This is a genomic window from Enhydrobacter aerosaccus (assembly GCF_900167455.1).
In the GTDB taxonomy this organism is placed as follows: Bacteria; Pseudomonadota; Alphaproteobacteria; order Reyranellales; family Reyranellaceae; genus Reyranella; species Reyranella aerosaccus.
In genome coordinates this window covers 14,160-33,460 of the sequence record NZ_FUWJ01000010.1, presented here as the reverse complement: position 1 = coordinate 33,460, position 19,301 = coordinate 14,160, and the positions used below count along the sequence as shown (strand labels likewise).

Below are 19,301 nucleotides of genomic sequence, written 5' to 3'. Positions count from 1 at the left end.
TCGGCGGACAGAAGCTGTTTCCCAAGGAATGACGATGCGACGGAAGACTCTCACTCCCGCGACCCTGCTGACCTTCGGCGCCCTGGCGCTTGGTGCCAGCGCCGTGAGTGGCTGCAGCGCCTTTGAGAATCTCGGTGGTGCCAAGAAGGTTTCTCCGGATGAGTTCAAGATCGTTTCGCACTCGCCGCTGACGATGCCGCCGAACGCCGATCTCCGCCCACCGCGTCCGGGTGAGCCGCGTCCGCAGGAAGTAGCGCCCTCCGAGCAGGCCAAGGAAGCCCTGTCGCCGACGCTGGCCAGCCGCAGCCAGGCGCAAGCGGGCACCGGCACCAACCAGCCGCAGCGCGCCGGCGATGCGTCGGAGCAAGCCCTGGTCGCCAAGGCAAGCGCCGGCGGCGTCGATCCCAACATCCGCTCGACCGTCAACAAGGACGCGCGCACGATCGCCGATCAGGACAAGACCTTCATCGACAGCCTCATTTTCTGGCAGAAGGACCAGCCGGTCGGCACGCTGGTCGATCCCGCCAAGGAACAGCAGCGCTTGCGCGATGCACAGGCGAGTGGCCAGGCATCCTCCGAGCCGACGCCGACGATCAAGCGGCGTCAGCGTGGCCTGCTCGAGGGTATTTTCTGATCGCGGCTGGACCTACGCGGCGCCGGCTGCTGGCCGGCGCGCTTGGCGGCGCGATTCTCGCGCCGTCCGCTTCCGCCCTCGCAAATCTTCTGGCTGTCGAGCCTCGGCCGGCCGAGACCTTCACTCTCGCCAACGGATTGCAGGTTATCGTGCTGCCGTCGCGGCGCGCGCCCATTGTCACGCAGCTTCTCGTCTACAAGGTGGGCGGCGCCGATGAGACCGCTGGCCGGACAGGCATTGCCCACTTCCTGGAACATATGATGTTCAAGGGCACCGGCTCCGTGGGGCCGGGCGAGTTCTCGCGCATCGTTGGGCGCAATGGCGGGCGCGACAATGCCTACACGGGCTTCGATGCCACTGGCTATCACCAGACCATCGCGCCGGATCGTCTCGAACTGGTGATGCGCATGGAAGCCGATCGCATGGCCGGCTTGCGAATTGCCGAAAAGGAGCTCGTTCCCGAACGCCAGGTCGTGCTCGAGGAGCGCCGCATGCGCATCGACAACGTGCCCTCGGCACTGCTCGATGAAGCGGTTCGCGCCCGGCTGTTCGGCGACCATAAGCCCTATGGCATGCCGATCGCGGGTTTCGTCGAGGATGTGAAGAAGCTCAGCGTCGACGATCTGCTGGACTTCTATCGGCGATTCTATACCCCCAGCAATGCGGTCCTGATCGTCGTCGGCGACACGACGCCCGAGACCGTGCGCAAGCTGGCCGAAACCTATTACGGACCCATTCCCGGCCAGGCCGTCCTGCCGCGCCGCCGGCCTGCGGAAGGGGCACCGGACCTGCCTCAGGTCGTGACGCGCGCCGATCCCCGCGTGGTCCAGTCCGGCTGGGCACGGGACTATCTCGCACCATCCTACCGGATGGGAGAAACCCGGCATGCCTATGCCCTGCAGGTACTGGCTCGCCTGTTCGGCAGCAGCGAGACCAGCCGCTTGTGGCAGGCGCTGGTGGCCGACTCCAAACTCGCCCTATCGGCCTCCGCAGACTACAACGCGCTGAGCCTCGGTCTTTCTACCTTCGGCATCGACATCTCGCCGCTGCACATCGATGCGCTTCCGGAGATCGAGCGGGTTGTGACCGACCAGATGAAACGCGTGCTCGATGGCGACGTGACGTCCAACGAGATCGAGCGTGCCCAGAACCAGCTGCTCGCCGCGGCCATCTACGCTCAGGATTCGCTCGGCAGCGGTCCACGCCGCTACGCCGCCGCATTGACCACGGGCAACGGCGTTGCCGATGTCGAGGCATGGCCGCACCGGATTGCGGCGGTGACGGCATCGGATGTGGTCGCCGCGGCACGACATGTCTGGCGAGGCGATAGCGCGGTGACATCGCTTCTGAAGCCAGCGGAACGAGCGCCATGAGAATTGTCGCCTATGCTTTGGCGTTGCTCGTTGCTGGCCTGTTCGCAGGTCGCGCCGAGGCCGTCGAGATCCAGGAAGTGACGACACCGCTTGGCATCAAGGCGTGGCTGGTCGAAGACAGAAGTGCGCCGCTGGTCGCGTTGTCCTTTTCCTTTGCCGACGGAACGGCATCGGAGCCGGAGAGCCAGAAGGGCGTTACCAGTCTCATGGCCACGATGTTGACGGACGGAGCCGGAGCGCTGACCGCCGATATCTTTCGACGTCGCGAGGAAGATGCAGCCACCCATCTCAGCTTCGGCGCGTCTTCGGACAGACTGAGCGGGACCTTGCGCGTGCTGACCGCCAGTCGTGATGAGGGCTTCGATCTTTTGCGGTTGGCCGTGACCGAACCCCGCTTCGACTCCGACATGCTGGATCAGCGCCGCGACCAGGCCATCGCCGGCCTGAACCAGGCGGAGCAGAGTCCGCGGTCGGTCGCGGAACGCACGCTGATGGCGTCGATGTTTGCAGGGCACCCGTATTCACGCGATGCGTCGGGATTGAGGGAAACGCTGAAGACTCTGACACCTGCCGATCTGAAGGGGCGGGCCAGGTCGGTGCTCCAGCGGCGCGGCCTGATCGTCGCCGCTGTCGGCGATATCGACGCGCAGACCCTCGCCCGCCAGCTCGATCGTGCCTTTGGGGCTCTGCCGGAGGGCGAGCTTCCGGCCGCACTGCCCGACTGGGCGCCACCCGCCGGCTCGCGAACCATCGCGATCGAGCGTCCCGTGCCGCAGAGTGCCGTGCTGATGGCGATGCCAGGCGTCTTGCGCCGCGATCCCGACTGGTACGCGGCCCTGATCCTGTCGCATATCCTGGGCGGCGGACAGCAGTCGCGGCTGTTCGAGGAGGTTCGGGAGAAGCGCGGCCTCGCCTATAGTGTGTCTGCGAGTCTCAGGAGTTCGGCCAAGGCCTCGATGTTGGTCGTCTCGACCGGCAGTGCAAACGACCGTGTCGCGGAAGCCATCCATGTCATTCAAACCGTGCTGGCGCGTCTGCGCACCGAGGGCGTGACCGAGCAGGAGGTCGCGGATGCCAAGACCTATCTCACGGGATCGCTTGCCTTGTCGCTCGATTCGTCCGGGGCGATCGCCGGCCTGTTGCACGGCATGCAGATCGACGGCCTGCCGCGCGACTTCCTCGATCATCGCGCCGACCTGATCGCAGCGGTGACCAAGGCCGATGTCGATCGCATGGCGCAGCGTCTGCTGCGTGACGATGCCGTAACCACCGTCGTTGTCGGCAAGCCCGTCGGCCTCGCCGTCGAGCGCTGATCCGCTTCAGCTTCCTCCGTCCAGAGGGTGTTCCATGTTCTACAGCCATCACATCGACGACGCGCTCGAAGCCAAGGTGGGGCCGCACGGCCTGCCGCAGGCTGTGTTCGACAGGGAGCTCGCCCGCGCCACGCCAGCGCTGGACAAGATCCGGCAGTGGCGGAATGACGGCACGCTGCCGCTCCTGAAATTGCCGGCGGCGCGGGACGACATCGCCGCGATCCGACCCCACGCCGAGCATTTCCGGAAATTCGAGCATCTCGTCGTGTTCGGCATCGGTGGCTCGAACCTCGGCGGCCAGACGCTCGTGGCGCTGAAGGATCATGGCTTCGGTCCGGCGAAAGGCCATCCCAAGATCTGGTTCATGGACAATGTCGATCCTGCGACCTTCGCCGAGATGTGCGAGCGGCTGCCGCTCGAGCGCACCGGCGTGTTCGCGATCTCCAAGTCCGGAACGACGGCGGAAACGCTGACGCAGCTCTACAGCCTCCTGCCTCTCCTGGAGGCGAAGGTCGGTAAGGCCAATCTCGCGAAGCATCTGCTCGTGATCACCGAGCCGAAGGACAATGTCCTGCGCCGCACGGCCATGCGGCTCGGCTGTCCCGTGCTCGACCATGACCCGAATATCGGCGGTCGCTATTCCGTCCTGTCGTTGGTGGGGCTATTGCCGGCCCTGATCGCTGGCGTCGATGTCGCCGCCGTGCGCGAGGGCGCGGCCAGCGTCCTCGATCCGGTGCTTGCCGCCAAGGAAGCGACGGGATTGGCGCCCGCCGTTGGCGCCGCCCTTTCGGTCGGGCTGGCCAAGGAGCGCGGTGTCCATACCACCGTGCTAATGCCTTACTGTGATCGCCTCGGTTACTTCGGCTTCTGGTTCCGTCAGCTCTGGGCCGAAAGCCTCGGCAAGGACGGCAAGGGCACCACGCCCGTGCGTGCCATGGGGACCGTCGATCAGCACAGCCAGCTCCAGCTCTATCTGGGCGGTCCGGCCGATAAGCTCTTCACAGTGCTGATCCTCGACACCAAGGGGCAGGGCCGACCGATTCCGGCGGCGGAGCTGGGGGGAGACAAGTCGCTGGCCTATCTCGAAGGGCAGGGGCTGGGCGACCTGATCCTGGCGGAAGCCGATGCCACCGCGGCGACCCTGGTGAAGAACGGTCGGCCGACCCGCGTCATCCGGCTCAAGACGCTCGACGAGAAGGTCATGGGCGCGCTCATGATGCATTACATGCTGGAAACCATGTTCGCGGCCGAGCTCTGGGGTGTCGATGCCTTCGACCAGCCCGCTGTCGAAGAGGGCAAGATCCTAACCCGCCAGTATCTTTCCCAAAGGCGCCGGTCGTAGACTACGCGCCTTATGAGCGTGCTTTCCACCAGGCCGTCCCGCACCCTGCGCCGTCTGCCGTCCAACCTCGTCAACCGGATTGCCGCTGGCGAGGTGGTGGAGCGGCCGGCCAGCGCCGTGAAGGAACTGGTGGAGAATGCCATTGATGCCGGCGCCCATCGAATCACGGTGACCCTGAAGGAAGGGGGGCGCACGTTCCTGTCCGTTGTCGATGACGGCATCGGCATGACGCGGCAGGAGCTCGAGCTTGCTGTCGAGCGACACTGCACCTCCAAGCTGCCCGACGACGATCTGACGGATATTCGCACCCTCGGGTTTCGCGGCGAGGCGCTGCCCTCGATCGCTTCTGTCAGTCGTTTCGCCATCACCTCGAGACCGAAGGAGGCCGACGCCGCGTGGAGCCTCGATATCGAGGGCGGGGCGAAGCGCGACCCGAAGCCTGCGGCCCATCCGCCGGGCACGCGGGTCGAGGTGCGGGATCTGTTTTTCGCGACCCCGGCCCGTCTCAAGTTCCTGAAGGAAGCACGCAGTGAATCGGGACATGTGGCCGATGCCCTGCGCCGGCTGGCCATGGCGCACCCAGCGATTGCCTTTCGCCTCGAAAGCGACGAGCGCACCTTGTTCGATCTGCCGGCTACCAAGCCATCACTGCTGGATCAGGCGGATGCGGCGCGGCTCGAGCGCCTGGCCGCCATCATGGGGCGGGAGTTCGCCGATAATGCTTTGGCGATCGATGCCAATCGCGAAGGCTTCCGGCTGACCGGTTTTGCCGGATTGCCGACCCTGAACCGGCCCACCGCGCAGCATCAGTATCTGTTCGTGAATGGCCGGCCGGTCCGCGACAAGCTGCTGGCCGGTGCCGTGCGCGGCGCCTACCAGGATTTCCTGGCCCGGGATCGCCATCCCATGGTGGCGCTGTTCCTCGAGGCGCCGACGGAGATGGTGGACGTCAACGTCCACCCGGCCAAGACCGAGGTGCGCTTCCGCGATGCCGGCATCGTGCGCGGCCTCATCGTTGGCGCGCTGCGCACTGCTCTCTCCGCCGCCGGCCATCGTGCCAGCACGACGGTGGCAGCGGCGGCGCTTGGTGCCTTCCAGCCCCACAGCGGCCAGGCGACGGTGCTCCCCTTCGCGCGGAACGGCGGAGGTTATGGTTCAACGATTCCGCGCGGGCTGGCCGAAACGGCCATGCAGTTCATGGCGCCGCTTGCCCAGCCTTCAGTGCGCACCGACGCGGCTGCGGTGGAGTCCGTCGGGCCGGAGAGTCCCTCTTATCCACTCGGTATCGCGCGTGCCCAGCTCCACGAGACGTATATTGTCGCGCAAACCGATCAGGGCGTGGTGATCGTGGATCAGCATGCCGCCCATGAACGGCTGTTGCACGAGAAGCTCAAGACGCAACTCGAGACCGAAGGTGTGAAGCGGCAGGCGCTGCTGCTGCCAGAGGTGGTCGAGATCGGCGAGGATGGCGCGCGGCGCCTGACGCAGCGGGCGACGGAACTCGCCGAGATGGGATTGGTGCTGGAGCCGTTCGGGTTGGGCGCGGTGGTCGTTCGCGAAACACCCGCGCTTCTTGGCGAGGTCGATATCCAGGGCCTGGTGCGGGATCTAGCCGACGAGCTTGCCGAGATGGGAGATCATCTCTCGCTGAAGGAAAAGGTCGAGGATGTATGCGGCACGCTGGCTTGCCATACCTCGGTTCGGGCCGGCCGCCGGCTCAACGTCGACGAAATGAATGCGCTGTTGCGCCAGATGGAGGCGACGCCGCATTCGGGTCAGTGCAATCACGGTCGCCCGACCTATGTCGAGCTCAAGCTGGCCGATATCGAGCGGCTGTTCGGAAGACGATGAACAAGATCCTGCCGCTGTCGCTTGCCGTCCTCTTCGGCCTGCCTGCCTATGCCCAAGTGCCCAGCACGCTCGACGGCACCTGGCGCGGTCGCAGCGATGGCGGTTCGTGCAATGCACCGCTGGATTACGTGATCACCATCGAGGATGGCTTTGTCGATGGCTCCGCCTTCGATACCACGGCCAAGGGGCCAGTGCCCAACCTCACCAAGGCGCCGCCACCGCCACCGGGCCCCGGCCTGTGGCAGCTCCATGGTGTCGTCAAAGCGGGATCGTTCTCGCTGCTCGCCGTCGCCTCCACGCGAGGCGAAAATCAGCGGCGCGACAAGGTCGCCGTGACCGTGCAGGGCAATACACTTGTGGTCACCGAACGCGGCGGCTGCGGCCGCACCGCCCGTCTCAGTCGGAATTGACGCCTGCCGTCAGTTCCGTCGCGAACGCGGCCAGGATGCGTTCTTCAGTGCCATGCGTCAGGCGGAAGAAGGCGTCTTGCGGCTTCTCCAGCACGAACATGGCGCGGGCATCGAGACCGAGATTGACGCCCCGCAACACTGCACCGCTGACGCCGTGGCCAACCACAACGGTGCGCGTGCCCGATGCGATGATGTCGGCGAGCACGGCTTCGCTGCGTCGGCGCAGATCGGCGTGGCTCTCGCCGCCCGGCGGGCAGAAGCCGTGCGGGTCGGCGCGCCAGTCGGCGAGCGCATTGGGGCGATCGACCTCGATCTCCTTCCAGGAGAGACCTTCCCAGGCACCGTAGCTGAGCTCCGCCAGTCGCGGGTCGTCGCGCCAGACATCAGGATCGACGCCCAGCTCCCGTCCGACGAGGAGTGACGTTTCTTGCGCTCGCCCGAGCGGACTGCGCAGGAAGATGGTCGCTCCCGGATCCCGGCCGAGCTCGATCCTGAGCGCGCGACCCATTGCTTGTGCCTGGGCACGGCCACGCTCGGTGAGGTCGGAATTGCGCGTGCCCTGCATGCGGCGCTCGGTGTTCCAGGCGGTCTCGCCGTGTCGGAGCAAGTAAAGAGGCGCGATAAGCTTCATGGGGCGTAGCGGAGGATCACGACCTTCGCGGCGCCATAGCGCCTCTCGTCGAGCGCCTCGAACCGCTCCGGCGGCAGCATATCCTCGGTCTGGCCAAGCTCGACCGTGGCGATGGCGCCCGGCTTCAACCATCCCGCGTCGGCAAGTGCGGTCAGTGCAGGTGTCGCCAGCCCCGAACGATAGGGCGGGTCCATGAAGACGAGGTCGCAGGCGTCGCGTGACGGCGGCGGCCGCGTCGCGTCACCGCGTACGACCTTCGCGGCATTGGTTTCCCCGAGCTTGCGCAGGTTCTCGCCAATCAGTTTCACGGCGCCGGGCGCGGTATCGAGGAAAGTGGCATGGGTGGCGCCGCGCGACAGCGCTTCCAGGCCGAGAGCGCCGGAGCCCGCGAAGGCATCGAGCACGCGCGCTTCGACCAGGGGCGAGCGCCCGTCGGGACGCCAGTTCGCATGGGCCAGAATGTTGAACAGCGCCTCGCGTGTCCGATTGGCCGTTGGCCGCGTATCGAGCCCTTCCGGCGTCGCGATGGTTCGGCCGCGGTGCTTGCCACCGATGATCTTGATCATCCGCGGGGCCGCCTCTTCGGGTTTGCGGAACCCGTTCGTGGCCTTGCTGGCCGCGCTGCGTGAGCTCCCTCTCGACTCTTTCCCGGATGGGCTTTGGGAGCCGGCGAGCGGGGCTTGGCCCAGCCTTCCTTGCGGGTTTTGACGCCCAATAGCGAATCGAGCGCATGCGGGGGGACTTCCTCGACCACGCCTCGTTCCAACTGTCCGAGATGGAACGGCCCGAAGGCAACGCGGATCAGGCGAACGACCGGCAGATCGAGATGGCCGAGCACGCGGCGCACCTCGCGGTTCTTGCCTTCGGTCAGGGCGATGTCGAGCCAGGCATTGGAGCGCTGCTGCCGATCGAGGCTGGCCCGGATGGCGCCGTAGCGCACGCCCTCGATGGTGATGCCCTTGGCGAGTTCGGCCAGCCGCTCCTCGTCGACCGCACCGTGCACGCGCGCGCGATAGCGTCGCGTCCAGGCGTTGGCCGGCAGCTCGAGCTTGCGCGCCAGACCGCCATCGTTGGTGAGCAGCAGCAGACCTTCCGACATGAAGTCGAGACGACCTACCGTGACCACACGAGGCATGCCCTTGGGCAAGGACTCGAAGATCGTGCGGCGTCCCTGTGGATCGCGCGCCGTTACCAGTTCGCCCGGTGGCTTGTGGTAGAGCCAGAGCCGGGGGCGGTCCGCGGTGGGCAGCGGTTTGCCGTCGACCTCTATGCGGCTGGCGTCGGTGACCACGAAGGCTGGCGTATCCAGCACCTTGCCGTCGACCTTCACCCGGCCGGCGGCGATCCAACGCTCGGCGTCGCGGCGCGAGCACAAGCCCGCGCGGGCCAGCCGCTTGGCGATTCTCTCCGGTTCGCTCACGTGCTGCTCACCTGGCCGCTCACTTGGCCGCCGCCGCTCCCAGGAAGGCGCGAAAGAGCTTCGCGTCACCCTCGGAAATCAGGAACTCGGGATGCCATTGGACGCCGATGCAGAAACGGTAGGCTGGGGCCTCGATGCCCTCGATCACGCCATCCGACGCGACCGCGTTGATGACGACGCCTTGCGGGGCGTCGGCGGCGGCCTGGTGATGCGCGCTGTTCACCGCCAGCTCTTCGGTGCCGACGATGCCGTGAAGCTGCGTGCCCTTGGCTACCGCCACGGTATGGCCCGGCTCGTTGCGCGGATTGGGTTGTTCGTGGGCGAGGGCGTCGGCAATCGAGTCGGGGATATGCTGGATGAGCTTGCCGCCCAGCACCACATGCAGGAGCTGCTGGCCGCCGCAGATGCCGAGGACCGGCTTGTTCTGGTCGAGCGCGCCCTTGGTGACGGCGAACTCGAAGGCTGTTCGCTTGTCCTTGGTGACAACGGTCGCATGCCGGTCGCCGCCGCCGTAATAGGACGGATCGACGTCGAACGCGCCGCCGGTCACGACCAGCGCATCGATATGCTGCAGGTAGTCGGCGACGCGGTCGGGCTCGTGCGGCAAGGCTATCGGCAGGCCGCCGGCCGCATCGATGGCATCGAGATAGTTCTGGCGCAGGGCATACCAGGGAAACTTGGAGTATCCGCCGGGCTTCTCTGCATCCAGCGTGACTCCGATAAGGGGACGAGGCATGGCGGGAAGATACGCGTGCTCGTCTCCCGACGCTACTGGGACGCCACCTTCGGCCGGCGGCAGTCCAGGATGGCCGGGTTGAGATCGATCTCCTTGAGCTCCGGATAGGCGAGGGCGATCCGGGAACCGCGAGCAACAACGAGACAAGCTTCTCCCGATCGACCGGCGACCTGTCGAGAGCGTCCTTGAGCAGCGCAGTGCCGTGGATTGCAATACCATCTGCTCGGCATCCGCTCGATCGATGGGCAGAGTCCGAAAGACGGCATCCTCCAGGATCTCGACGTAGATGCCGCCGGTGCCGGACGTCAGGATCGATTTGCTGCGCGGCGGCCCACTTAGGCGACGTTGCCGCTTATCGCCGCGGCAGCTTCGCCCACAGGAAGACCGCTATGCTCACGAACAGGGCTCCGGCCGCATCCAGAACCAATGGGATCAACCATAAGGTGATGAATGAAATCAGCTGGGCATTTTGCGGTCGTGTGGGATCGTAGAGTATCGGAACATGATCGCCCGCCGAATAAGGCTGCTCGGTCGACCCGGAAGAAAGGGTGAAATCGATTGTCCTTCCGTCTGACGTGACGAACTCGAAGGTCGGATGGAAGAAGGTGCCGCCGTGATTTCCGCCTGTGCGAGCAACGGCGCCCGTGAAGCGCGCCTCCGCGTGCTCGGCACGCACGACGAAAGCAATGGTATCGAGTGTTTGATAGGCGCCGAGCCCCAGGATCGCGACTCCGATCAATGCGACGACCAGAAGCGGCAGTCTGAAGGGCTTGCGCGGCATCGAGCGGAACATATCTTGCTCCGGTAACGACGACCGAGGCTTCCGGAAGGAGGCCCCGCCTTGTTCACTCCGGGGGAACGTTCAGCCCGCGACGACGTTCCGCGGCACGTCCTTGAACGGCTTGTTCGTGTCGACGCTCGGCTCCTTCGGCATCTTGAGGACGCGTTCGGAGATGATGTTGCGCTGGATCTCGTCGGTGCCGCCGGCGATCGAGGTGGCCGGCACCGAAACCAGGATTTCGGCAATGACGCCGTTCATGGCGCCGTCCTCGCCGGTCAGCAGCGCATCGGAGCCGCTGATATAGGTGTGCACGCGCGCCGCCTGGCGGGCGATATGGCTCGACACCAGCTTGCCGAGCGATCCTTCAGGACCCTGCGGCTTGCCCTGCTCCTGGGCAGCACGGGCGCGCCGGGCGGTCCATTCGGCCGATTTCGACAGGATCAGAAGCCGGGCGATCTCCTGGCGGATGACCGGATCGTTGATCTTGCCGGTTTCCTTGGCACGCTCCATCACGAGGTCGACCCGGCCGGCGCGCTGCGGGTACCACTTGTAGGGCTCCATCGTGGTCGCGATCTCGGCGCGTTCCTCGTCATAGATGCGGCCCTTTCGATCGGACCCCACTGCCCAGGAGCGCAGCGCATCGGCGCCGCGGCGCTCGTGCATCAGCGTCGTCGTCGCCACCGTCCAGCCATCGCCCACGTCGGAGACCAGGAATTCCGGCTCGACGATCGCGTCGGTGAAGAACACCTGGTTGAACGAGGCGTGGTAGTTCATCTGCTTCAGCGGATGCACCTGGACGCCGGGTTGCTTCATGTCGAGGATGAAGTAGGCAAGACCTTTGTGCTTGGGCACATCCCAGTTGGCGCGCGCCAGCAGCAGGCCCCAATGCGCCTTGTGAGCCGAAGTGGTCCAGACCTTCTGGCCGTTGATCACCCACTTGTTGCCCTGGCGATCGGCCCGGGTGACGGCGCCGGCCATGTCAGAGCCGCTACCGGGCTCGCTGAACAGCTGGCACCAGGTATCCTCGCCGGTGAGGATGCGGCGCAGGAACTTCTCCTTATGGAAGTCGGTGCCGTGCGCGAGAATTGTCGCCGCGGCCAAGGTTCGGATGCCGGCCTTGGCGACGCCGACAGCGCCGATGCGGGCAAACTCGTCGTCGACGATGGTATTGAACTTCACAGGCAGGTCGCGGCCGTACCACTGTTTCGGCCAGTGCGGTGCGCCCCAGCCGGAATCGACCAGCTTGTTGCGCCATTCGACAAGGCCGAGATCGGGACTCCAATTGGCCTCGAGCCAGGCTCGGACTTCGCTGCGGACGCTCTCTTCGGTCGGTTCGGTCATGGCGATTGCTCCTCAGTGCGTCCAATGCTGCATCATCTTCTCGCGATGCTCGTTGGCATCACCAAACAGGATCTCCGAGCTCTTGGCGCGCTTGAACCAGAGATGGGTGTCGTTGTCCCAGGTGAAGCCGATGCCGCCATGCATCTGCACGGCGTGGATGGCGGTCTGCAGATAGGCTTCGGAGGCACAGGCCTTGGCGAGCGACGCCACGGCTGGCAGGTCCTCGTCGCCCTCGTCCAATGCGGCGGCGGCGTAGTAGGCGGCGGACTTTGCGAGCTCGACATCCACCAGCATGTCGGCCGCCTTGTTCTTGGTCGTCTGGAAGGAGGCGATGGAACGGCCGAATTGCATGCGCATCTTGACATACTCGAGCGCGTCCTCGCGCAGCCGATCGGCGCCGCCTACCATCTCGTTGGCGAGGCAGACGAGCGCCTGCTGAATCGTCCTGGCAAACGGAGCGGCGCCAGCGTTGGCTTCGCCCAGCAGTCGCGCCTCGGCGGACTTGAAGGCGATGCGCGCAAGCTTGCGCGTCTCGTCCATGGTCTTGAGCTGGCGCCGGTCGACGCCCGGCGCGTTGCCGGCAACGGTGAAGAAGGAGAGACCTTCCTCCCCCTTGCTGCCCGGCCGCCGCGCCAGGACGACGATAAGGTCGGCCGTGTGTCCATCGATCACGAAGCTCTTGGTGCCATCGAGGCGATAGGTGCTGCCGGACGGTGTTGCCGTCGTGCTCACCGAACTCGCGTCGTTGCCGCCGTCCGATTCCGAGAAGGCAAATGTTGCCGTCGTCTCGCCGGCGGCGATCGACGGCAGCAATGCCTTCTTCTGCTCTTCCGTGCCGGCATTGAGGATTGCCGTCGTCGCCAGTGCGGCTGTCGAGAAGAAGGGGGCGCAGAGCAGGGCGCGGCCCATTTCTTCGAGCACGATGCCAAGTTCGCCGAAGCCGAAGCCCTGACCGCCATAGGCTTCCGGAATATGGAGGCCCGTCAGCCCAAGCTCCTGGTTCAGCTTTTTCCACGCGTCAGGGTCGAACCCGGCTTCGGTCGCCATCAGGCGCCGCACTTCCTTGGTTGGCGACCGGGCTTCGAGGGCGCGCCGCAGGGTCGCGCGGAACTCGTCCTGTTCCGGCGTGAAGCTGAATCGCATGCTCGCATTCCTCCCGATTTTACGCGCGACCGACAATTCTTACGGTATTTTCCCTGTTATGGACGCAACGACAAGACCGTCGCCGATGGAGCGTGCGCTGCGCGAAGCGCGTGCTGCCGCAGAGCGGGGTGAGGTGCCAATCGGCGCGGTGATCGTCGATCCGGCCGGGACGGTCCTGGCGGCGGCCGGCAATCGCACCGAGGCCGACCGCGATCCGACGGCGCATGCCGAGATGCTGGCAATCCGTGCCGCGGCGGCAGCCCTGGGGGCGCCGCGGCTGGTCGATTGCGATCTGTATGTGACGCTCGAGCCCTGTCCGATGTGTGCCCAGGCGATTTCCTTCGCCCGTCTTCGTCGGGTCTATTTCGGCGCCTCCGATCCGAAGGGGGGCGGGATCGACCATGGTCCGCGCATCTTCAGCCAACCCACGTGCCATCACCGACCGGAAATCTACGGCGGCCTCGCCGAGCAGGAAGCCGGCGAACTCCTGCGGTCGTTCTTCAAGGCGCGGCGCTAGGTCGCTCCCATTCGCGGCGGACACTTTCATTTGCGTCTTGAGCGCCGGTACGACGTCGTTCGAATTCCTGCGGCGCAAGTTGCGACAAGGCCCAGACCGCGGCGCCGCGCACCAGAGGCGACGGATCATCCAGCAGCCGTTCGACGGCGGGCAAAGCGGTGTCGGCCTTTCCGCTATTGCCGAGTGCATAGGCGACATTGCGGACGAAACGGTCGCGGCCGATGCGCTTTATCGCCGAGCCGGAGAATTTTCGCCGGAAAGCCGCATCATCGAGCTGTGCCAGGTCGGTCAGGAGCGGGGCAGCCTGGGCGGGGTGCGGACGCAGGGTTGTCTCCCGTGCCTCTTGGGCGAACTTGTTCCAGGGACATACGGCAAGGCAATCGTCGCAGCCATAGATGCGGTTGCCCAGCAGCGGGCGGAGCTCCGGTGCGATCGGGCCTTTGTGCTCGATGGTGAGATAGGAGATGCAGCGGCGCGCCTCCAGGCGATGCGGCGCCGGGAAGGCGCCCGTCGGGCAGGCATCGAGGCAGGCTCGGCAGTGGCCGCAATGATCCTGTTCAGGCGTGTCACACGGCAGCTCGACCGAGAGCAGGAGTTCGCCCAGAAACAGCCAGGAGCCGAACGCCCGCGACACGAGGTTGGTGTGCTTGCCCTGCCAGCCCAGTCCGGCGGCCTGCGCGGCAGGCTTCTCCATCAGCGGCGCAGTGTCGACGAAGACCTTGATCTCGTGCCGGTAGATGTCCCACACGAAGCGACCGAGTGCCTTGAGCTTGCTCTTCACGACATCATGGTAGTCGCGACCATGCGCATAGACGGAGATCGCGGCGCGATCCGGTGACTCCTGCACGAGGCGGGGATCGTCCGGCGGAGCATAGTTGAGCGCGAGGGAAACCACCGTGCGCGCTTCCGGCCAGAGCGTCGACGGATCGGCGCGTTGCTCGGTTCGCTCTGACAACCATCCCATGTCGCCGTGAAAACCCTGTGCGACGTAGGTGGCGAGGTGTTGCAATCGCTCGCGCCGGGCCTCGGTGCCTGCCGTTGCCGGCGCGAAGCCGACGGCATCGAAGCCGAGCCGCAGAGCCTCGTCGCGGATGGCCTGCCGCAGTTCCGACGGGCCGGCCGGACGCGGCGCCCGCTTCGGGATCGGTGGGCGTGCCGCCACCGCCGTGTCCTAGCGGCCGCGGTAGGCCGGGACGCCCTGGTCTGGCAGCCACAGGCCCTTAGGGGGGGCGCCGGTCTGCCAGAAGACGTCGATCGGCATGCCGCCGCGGGGGTACCAGTATGCTCCGATGCGTAGCCAGCGCGGGCGGATCGTCTTTACGAGACGCTGGCCGATGGCGAGCGTGCAGGCCTCGTGGAAATCCGGATGGTTGCGAAAGCTGCCGAGGAAGAGCTTGAGCGACTTGCTCTCCACGAGCTTGGCCCGGGGCGCGTAGTCGATCACCAGATGGGCGAAATCGGGTTGGCCGGTCATGGGGCAGAGGCTGGTGAATTCGGGGGCAGTGAAGCGCACCAGATACAACGTCTTGGGATCGGGATTGGGCACGGCCTCGAGGATCGCCTGGTCGGGCGAGGCGGGCAGGGCGGCCGGTCGGCCGAGCTGGCGGAGGTGGGGGTATTTGGACATGGGAAGGTATTTAGACCTGACGCCCTCATATGGTAAGCGGGCCGCCATGACTTACCGGGTAGCCATCGTGGGGGCCGGACCTTCCGGATTTTATGCGGCGGACGGTCTGTTGCGCGGCCAGCCCGATCTTCGCATCGACATCATCGACCGCCTGCCGACGCCGTTCGGACTGGTCCGCGGCGGCGTGGCCCCGGATCACCAGGGCACCAAGGCGGTCGTGCGCCAATTCGACCGCCTTCTGGCCCAGCCCGGTGTGCGTTTCGCCGGCAATATCGAGATCGGCCGGGATCTCTCGTGGGACGAACTGCGCGCAGGATACGACGCTGTGATCGTCGCCACCGGAATGGTCATCGACCGCAAGCTCGAGATCCCGGGGGAAGACCTGCCGCACGTCTGGGGATCGTGGCGGTTCGTTGCCTGGCTGAACGGGCATCCGGACTTCCGCCATGGCCCCGATCTCAGCCAGGTCCGCCGCGTCGCCGTGATCGGCAACGGCAATGTCGCGCTCGACGTGGCGCGCATCCTGGCCAAGAGCGCCGATGAGATGGCCAAGAGCGACATCGTTCCCGAGTCCGCGAATGCGATCGCCGCTGCGCCGTTGACGGACATCTATGTGATCGGCCGCCGCGGCCCCGAACAGGCCTCTTTCACGAGCAACGAGCTGGCCGAGATGGGGCGGCTGGGACGTGCCGTGGCGCTGGCGGATGCCGATGCACTGGCGGTCGAGCCGCCGGCCGAAGGGCCGACGCCGGAACGGCTGCGCAAGGCGAAGAACCTGGAGATCCTGCGTGGTTTTGCGGTCAACAAGGCCGGCGCCAAGCCGATCTCGGTGCATTTCCGGTTCAATGCCAGGCCGGTCGCGGTCCGCCGCGGCGAGATCGAGCTGTCGACGGGCGTCGTGCCGGCCGATCTCGTGGTTACCTGTATCGGCTATCGCGGTGACGACTTTCCCCAGGGCGAGGGCGTATTCGCGGTCGGCTGGGCGCGGCGGGGCCCGACCGGAACCATTCCCACCAATCGAGCCGACAGCCACGCCGTGGCCCAGGACGTGCTTAAGTGGCTCAAGGATCGCGACCCCAAGAGCGGTCCCGATCCGATGCCGCTGTCGATCGATGCCGCCGGCTGGCGCCGCATCGACGAGGCGGAAGTGGCCGCAGGTGCCGCGCAGGGGCGCCCCCGGGTGAAGCTCACGGACTGGGAGGCGCTTTTGCGCGTCGCCCAGGGGCAGTGAGCCCTTTATTCTGTCGTCTGGCGTACAAGGAGAAGTTTAATGTTGTCGACGCTTCGTCGCGTCTTTCTATCGATGGCGGCTGCCACGGCGCTCGTCGCCCCGCTGGCCGTCCCTGCGCAGGCGCAGACGGTGCTGCGCTTCGCGCCTCATTCGGATCTCAAGATCCTCGATCCGATCTGGACGACGGCGCTGATCACGACCGACCACGGCATGATGGTCTACGACACGCTGTTCGCGGTCGACGACAAGCTCGAAGTGAAGCCGCAGATGGTCGACAAGTGGGAGGTCTCTCCCGACAAGCTGACCTGGACCTTCACGCTGCGCGACGGCCTCGAGTGGCATGACGGCACACCGGTGACGGCGGAGGATTGCGTCGCGTCGCTCAAGCGCTGGGGCGCCAAGGACACGATGGGCCAGAAGCTCATGAGCGCCGTGACCGAGCTCAGCGCGCCGGATGCCAAGACCATCAAGATGGTGCTGAGCCAGCCCTACGGCCTGGTGCTGGAGACGCTCGGCAAGTCGAGCTCGAACATCCCCTTCATGATGCCGAAGCGCATCGCGCAGACCGATCCCAACACGCAGATCACCGATCCCACCGGCTCCGGTCCGTTCATCTTCAAGAAGGATGAGTGGAAGCCGGGCGAGAAGATCGTCTACGTCAAGAACCCGCGCTACAAGCCGCGCAACGAGCCGCCCTCGGGCCTCGCCGGCGGCAAGGTGGCCAAGGTCGATCGCGTCGAGTGGATCTGGATCGCCGACACGCAGACGCAGGCGAACGCGCTGATGGCCGGCGAGATCGACATCCTCGAGATGGTGCCACCCGACCTGCTGCCGCTGCTCGAGAAGGACAAGAACATCAAGACCTTCGTCGTCAACACGGCGGGGCGGCAATATGCGATGCGTTTCAACACGCTCTACAAGCCGTTCGACAATCCGAAGATCCGGCTGGCGGCGCTCTATGCGCTCGACCAGAAGGAGATCCTCGAGGCCAATGTCGGCGATCCGAAGTACTACACGGTCTGCAAGTCGCTGTTCCCGTGCGGCTCGCCGCTCGAATCGACCAAGGGCTGGGAAGACAAGCTTTCGGGCAATGCCGCCAAGGCCAAGCAGCTCCTGCAGGAGGCGGGCTATGACGGCACGCCGATCGTGATGATGCATCAGACCGATGTGCCCGGTCACAACAACCTCGCCACGGTCGCCAAGCCGCAGCTTGAGAAGGCGGGCTTCAAGGTCGACCTGCAGCCGATGGATTGGCAGACGCTGGTGTCGCGCCGCGCCAAGAAGGATCCGCCGGACAAGGGCGGCTGGAACGTCTTCTTCACCTCGTGGGGATCGACGGATGTGCTGAACCCGGTGTCGACCGCGTTCCTGAACGCCTCCTGCGACAAGGCGACGTTCGGCTGGCCGTGCGACGCGGAGCTCGAGAAGCTGCGCGATGCCTATGCCAAGGAGACCGATCCGGCCAAGCAGAAGGCGATCGCCGAGCAGGTGCAGCTGCGCATGCTCGACTATCCGACGCATGCGCCGCTCGGCCAGTACACCGCGCCGTCGGCGATGCGCAGCAACATCACCGGCCTGCTGCACGCGCCGGCGCTGGCGCTGTGGAACGTCCAGAAGAACTAGCCTGAAGTCGCTTCGATCAGGGCCGCGGGCTTGCTGTCCGCGGCCCTTTTTGTTGGCTGTCTGCTTCCTCAGTCGAGCCGTACGCTTACGCCTTCCAGCCCCTTGCGCGACGCCGGGAAGCGCTTGGTCACTTCGGCGTCGTGGCCGGGGATGATCATTTCGGTGCGGCCCTCGGCCAGTTTCCGCAGCTTGTCGTAACCGGCCAGCATGTCGGCAACCGAGTAGACGATCGAGAACAGCTTGTCGTTGTTGACGCCCCAGAAGTAGTGCGAGGCATCCGACGCCAGCACCAGCCAGCCATTGCGCGTCATGACCCGCACCGACTGGATGCCCATCGTGTGGCCGCCGATCAGATGCACCGACAGGCCGGGCTGGATCTCCTCGTCGCCGTCGTGGAACACGACCCGATTGCCGTAGAGCGCCCGCACCATGCCGACGATGTCGTCGCACTCGTAGGCATGACGGAACGTGCCCTTGCACATGTGCCGTCCGGTGGCGAACTGCATCTCCTTGTCCTGCAGGTGGAAGCGCGCCTTGGGGAAGCGGTCCCAGTTGCCGATATGGTCGTAATGCAGGTGGGTGACGATCACGTCCTCGACTTCGTTGGCGTCGATGCCGAGCTCGCCCAGCAGGTCGGCCGGGTTCTTCCTGACCTCGCGGCCGCGCTTCTTGCCGACCTGGGCGTTGAAGCCGGTGTCGATCACGATCGGCTTGGCGCCGATCTCGCGCTGGCCCTCGGCGTCGAGCGGGATCGCCACCCAGACGAAGTAGTCCATGGGGAAGTCCGCGTCGTGCGGATCGGGGTTGATCTGCACTTCCCAGGCCTTGCGCGGCAGATGGGCGTATTTGACCGCATGAACCTCGTAGATGGGCGTCGAACGCATCTTTGTTTCCTTCCCGTCGATTTCTGTCGGCCGACCGTAGCGCGGCCGCCGCCTTGGAGGCTATACTGCCAGCATGGTCGCAGGTGACCTCCTCGGTCGGCGAATTAGCAACCCGGTTTGCACTGCAAGCCGGGCTTCAGCTGTTTTCGCCTGTTTCCGTTCCGAGGAGTCGTCCCATGTCCGCCGTTCTGGCGCTCAAGCGTAATTCGTCCACCATCCGCTATTGTTTCGAAGCCGACGCCGAGCCGGGCGTCCTGCCGCGCGCCCTCGAGCTGCTGGCCAAGCGCGGGCTGGTGCCGGCCCGGGTCTATGCCCAGGCCGATGCCGATCAGCTCTCGGTTGAGATCGAGGTCGAGGGGCTGGAGGCCGACACGGCCGACCATGTCGGCCGATCCCTGTCGCAGATCGTGGGCGTGCGCCACATCTTCTAGAAGGACGCGCAGC

At 65.8% G+C, this 19,301-nt stretch carries 20 protein-coding genes; 10 read left to right on the top strand and 10 right to left on the bottom strand.

What is annotated here, in order from left to right; genetic code table 11:
- The first annotated feature begins 34 nt into the window (after nt 1–34).
- The 6 genes from B5D62_RS25450 (at nt 35) to B5D62_RS25425 (ending at nt 6,923) form a co-directional block, all read left to right on the top strand.
- Nucleotides 35–634 carry a DUF3035 domain-containing protein gene (locus B5D62_RS25450; protein ID WP_231714936.1) on the top strand — a complete coding sequence of 200 codons (600 nt, stop codon included), beginning with the start codon at nt 35–37 and terminating at the stop codon, nt 632–634.
- A gap of 149 nt (nt 635–783) precedes the next feature.
- Nucleotides 784–2,007 carry a M16 family metallopeptidase gene (locus tag B5D62_RS25445; RefSeq protein WP_139374090.1) on the top strand — a complete coding sequence of 408 codons (1,224 nt, stop codon included), beginning with the start codon at nt 784–786 and terminating at the stop codon, nt 2,005–2,007.
- Complete coding sequence (locus B5D62_RS25440; protein ID WP_085936869.1) at nt 2,004–3,320, top strand: M16 family metallopeptidase; 1,317 nt, start codon at nt 2,004–2,006, stop codon at nt 3,318–3,320. The genes B5D62_RS25445 and B5D62_RS25440 overlap by 4 nt, the downstream gene beginning before the upstream one ends.
- A 34-nt stretch (nt 3,321–3,354) precedes the next feature.
- A complete protein-coding gene (locus tag B5D62_RS25435) occupies nt 3,355–4,662 on the top strand; it encodes a glucose-6-phosphate isomerase (RefSeq protein ID WP_085936868.1) in 1,308 nt (435 codons plus the stop codon).
- A 12-nt stretch (nt 4,663–4,674) separates the two neighbouring features.
- Complete coding sequence (gene mutL / locus B5D62_RS25430; RefSeq protein WP_085936867.1) at nt 4,675–6,513, top strand: DNA mismatch repair endonuclease MutL; 1,839 nt, start codon at nt 4,675–4,677, stop codon at nt 6,511–6,513.
- On the top strand, nt 6,510–6,923 hold the full coding sequence (locus B5D62_RS25425) for a hypothetical protein (RefSeq protein WP_085936866.1): 414 nt from the start codon (nt 6,510–6,512) through the stop codon (nt 6,921–6,923). The genes mutL and B5D62_RS25425 overlap by 4 nt, the downstream gene beginning before the upstream one ends.
- On the opposite strand, the gene B5D62_RS25420 is transcribed toward B5D62_RS25425, so the two are convergent.
- The 7 genes from B5D62_RS25420 to B5D62_RS25390 form a co-directional block, all read right to left on the bottom strand.
- Nucleotides 6,910–7,554: a histidine phosphatase family protein gene (locus B5D62_RS25420; protein WP_085936865.1), complete on the bottom strand. Its 645-nt coding sequence runs from the start codon at nt 7,552–7,554 to the stop codon at nt 6,910–6,912. The two genes, B5D62_RS25425 and B5D62_RS25420, sit on opposite strands and share 14 nt — an antisense overlap.
- Nucleotides 7,551–8,120 (bottom strand): 16S rRNA (guanine(966)-N(2))-methyltransferase RsmD, encoded by a 570-nt coding sequence (rsmD, locus tag B5D62_RS25415; RefSeq protein ID WP_231714935.1) that lies wholly within the window; start codon nt 8,118–8,120, stop codon nt 7,551–7,553. Before rsmD ends, B5D62_RS25420 begins: the two co-directional genes overlap by 4 nt.
- Nucleotides 8,117–8,974: a pseudouridine synthase gene (locus tag B5D62_RS25410; RefSeq protein ID WP_085936864.1), complete on the bottom strand. Its 858-nt coding sequence runs from the start codon at nt 8,972–8,974 to the stop codon at nt 8,117–8,119. The genes rsmD and B5D62_RS25410 overlap by 4 nt, the downstream gene beginning before the upstream one ends.
- Nucleotides 8,975–8,993: 19 nt before the next feature.
- Nucleotides 8,994–9,710: a gamma-glutamyl-gamma-aminobutyrate hydrolase family protein gene (locus B5D62_RS25405; protein ID WP_085936863.1), complete on the bottom strand. Its 717-nt coding sequence runs from the start codon at nt 9,708–9,710 to the stop codon at nt 8,994–8,996.
- Between the two features lie 352 nt (nt 9,711–10,062).
- Complete coding sequence (locus tag B5D62_RS25400; RefSeq protein ID WP_085936862.1) at nt 10,063–10,503, bottom strand: DUF3592 domain-containing protein; 441 nt, start codon at nt 10,501–10,503, stop codon at nt 10,063–10,065.
- A 69-nt stretch (nt 10,504–10,572) separates the two neighbouring features.
- On the bottom strand, nt 10,573–11,832 hold the full coding sequence (locus B5D62_RS25395) for an acyl-CoA dehydrogenase family protein (RefSeq protein ID WP_085936861.1): 1,260 nt from the start codon (nt 11,830–11,832) through the stop codon (nt 10,573–10,575).
- A 12-nt stretch (nt 11,833–11,844) separates the two neighbouring features.
- The gene (locus tag B5D62_RS25390) at nt 11,845–12,975 is read right to left on the bottom strand and encodes an acyl-CoA dehydrogenase family protein (protein ID WP_085936860.1); all 1,131 of its coding nucleotides are present in this window, start codon (nt 12,973–12,975) and stop codon (nt 11,845–11,847) included.
- Nucleotides 12,976–13,033: 58 nt separating this feature from the next.
- Here B5D62_RS25390 and B5D62_RS25385 point away from each other — a divergent pair, with 58 nt between their 5' ends.
- Nucleotides 13,034–13,492: a nucleoside deaminase gene (locus B5D62_RS25385; RefSeq protein ID WP_231714934.1), complete on the top strand. Its 459-nt coding sequence runs from the start codon at nt 13,034–13,036 to the stop codon at nt 13,490–13,492.
- Here the strand turns inward: B5D62_RS25385 and queG are convergent.
- The gene (gene queG / locus B5D62_RS25380; RefSeq protein ID WP_231714933.1) at nt 13,476–14,654 is read right to left on the bottom strand and encodes a tRNA epoxyqueuosine(34) reductase QueG; all 1,179 of its coding nucleotides are present in this window, start codon (nt 14,652–14,654) and stop codon (nt 13,476–13,478) included. The genes B5D62_RS25385 and queG overlap by 17 nt on opposite strands.
- Before the next feature lie 9 nt (nt 14,655–14,663).
- The gene (gene queF, locus B5D62_RS25375) at nt 14,664–15,119 is read right to left on the bottom strand and encodes a preQ(1) synthase (RefSeq protein ID WP_085936858.1); all 456 of its coding nucleotides are present in this window, start codon (nt 15,117–15,119) and stop codon (nt 14,664–14,666) included.
- 46 nt (nt 15,120–15,165) lie between these two features.
- On the opposite strand from queF, the gene B5D62_RS25370 reads away from it, so the two are divergent.
- The gene (locus B5D62_RS25370; protein WP_085936857.1) at nt 15,166–16,350 is read left to right on the top strand and encodes an FAD-dependent oxidoreductase; all 1,185 of its coding nucleotides are present in this window, start codon (nt 15,166–15,168) and stop codon (nt 16,348–16,350) included.
- A gap of 39 nt (nt 16,351–16,389) precedes the next feature.
- Nucleotides 16,390–17,973 carry an ABC transporter substrate-binding protein gene (locus B5D62_RS25365; protein ID WP_085936856.1) on the top strand — a complete coding sequence of 528 codons (1,584 nt, stop codon included), beginning with the start codon at nt 16,390–16,392 and terminating at the stop codon, nt 17,971–17,973.
- A 68-nt stretch (nt 17,974–18,041) separates the two neighbouring features.
- Here the strand turns inward: B5D62_RS25365 and B5D62_RS25360 are convergent, their stop codons facing one another.
- Nucleotides 18,042–18,857: an N-acyl homoserine lactonase family protein gene (locus B5D62_RS25360; RefSeq protein ID WP_085936855.1), complete on the bottom strand. Its 816-nt coding sequence runs from the start codon at nt 18,855–18,857 to the stop codon at nt 18,042–18,044.
- A gap of 176 nt (nt 18,858–19,033) precedes the next feature.
- On the opposite strand from B5D62_RS25360, the gene B5D62_RS25355 reads away from it, so the two are divergent.
- Entirely contained in the window at nt 19,034–19,288 is a 255-nt protein-coding gene (locus B5D62_RS25355; protein ID WP_085936854.1) for a hypothetical protein, read from the top strand.
- The last annotated feature ends 13 nt before the right edge of the window (nt 19,289–19,301 follow it).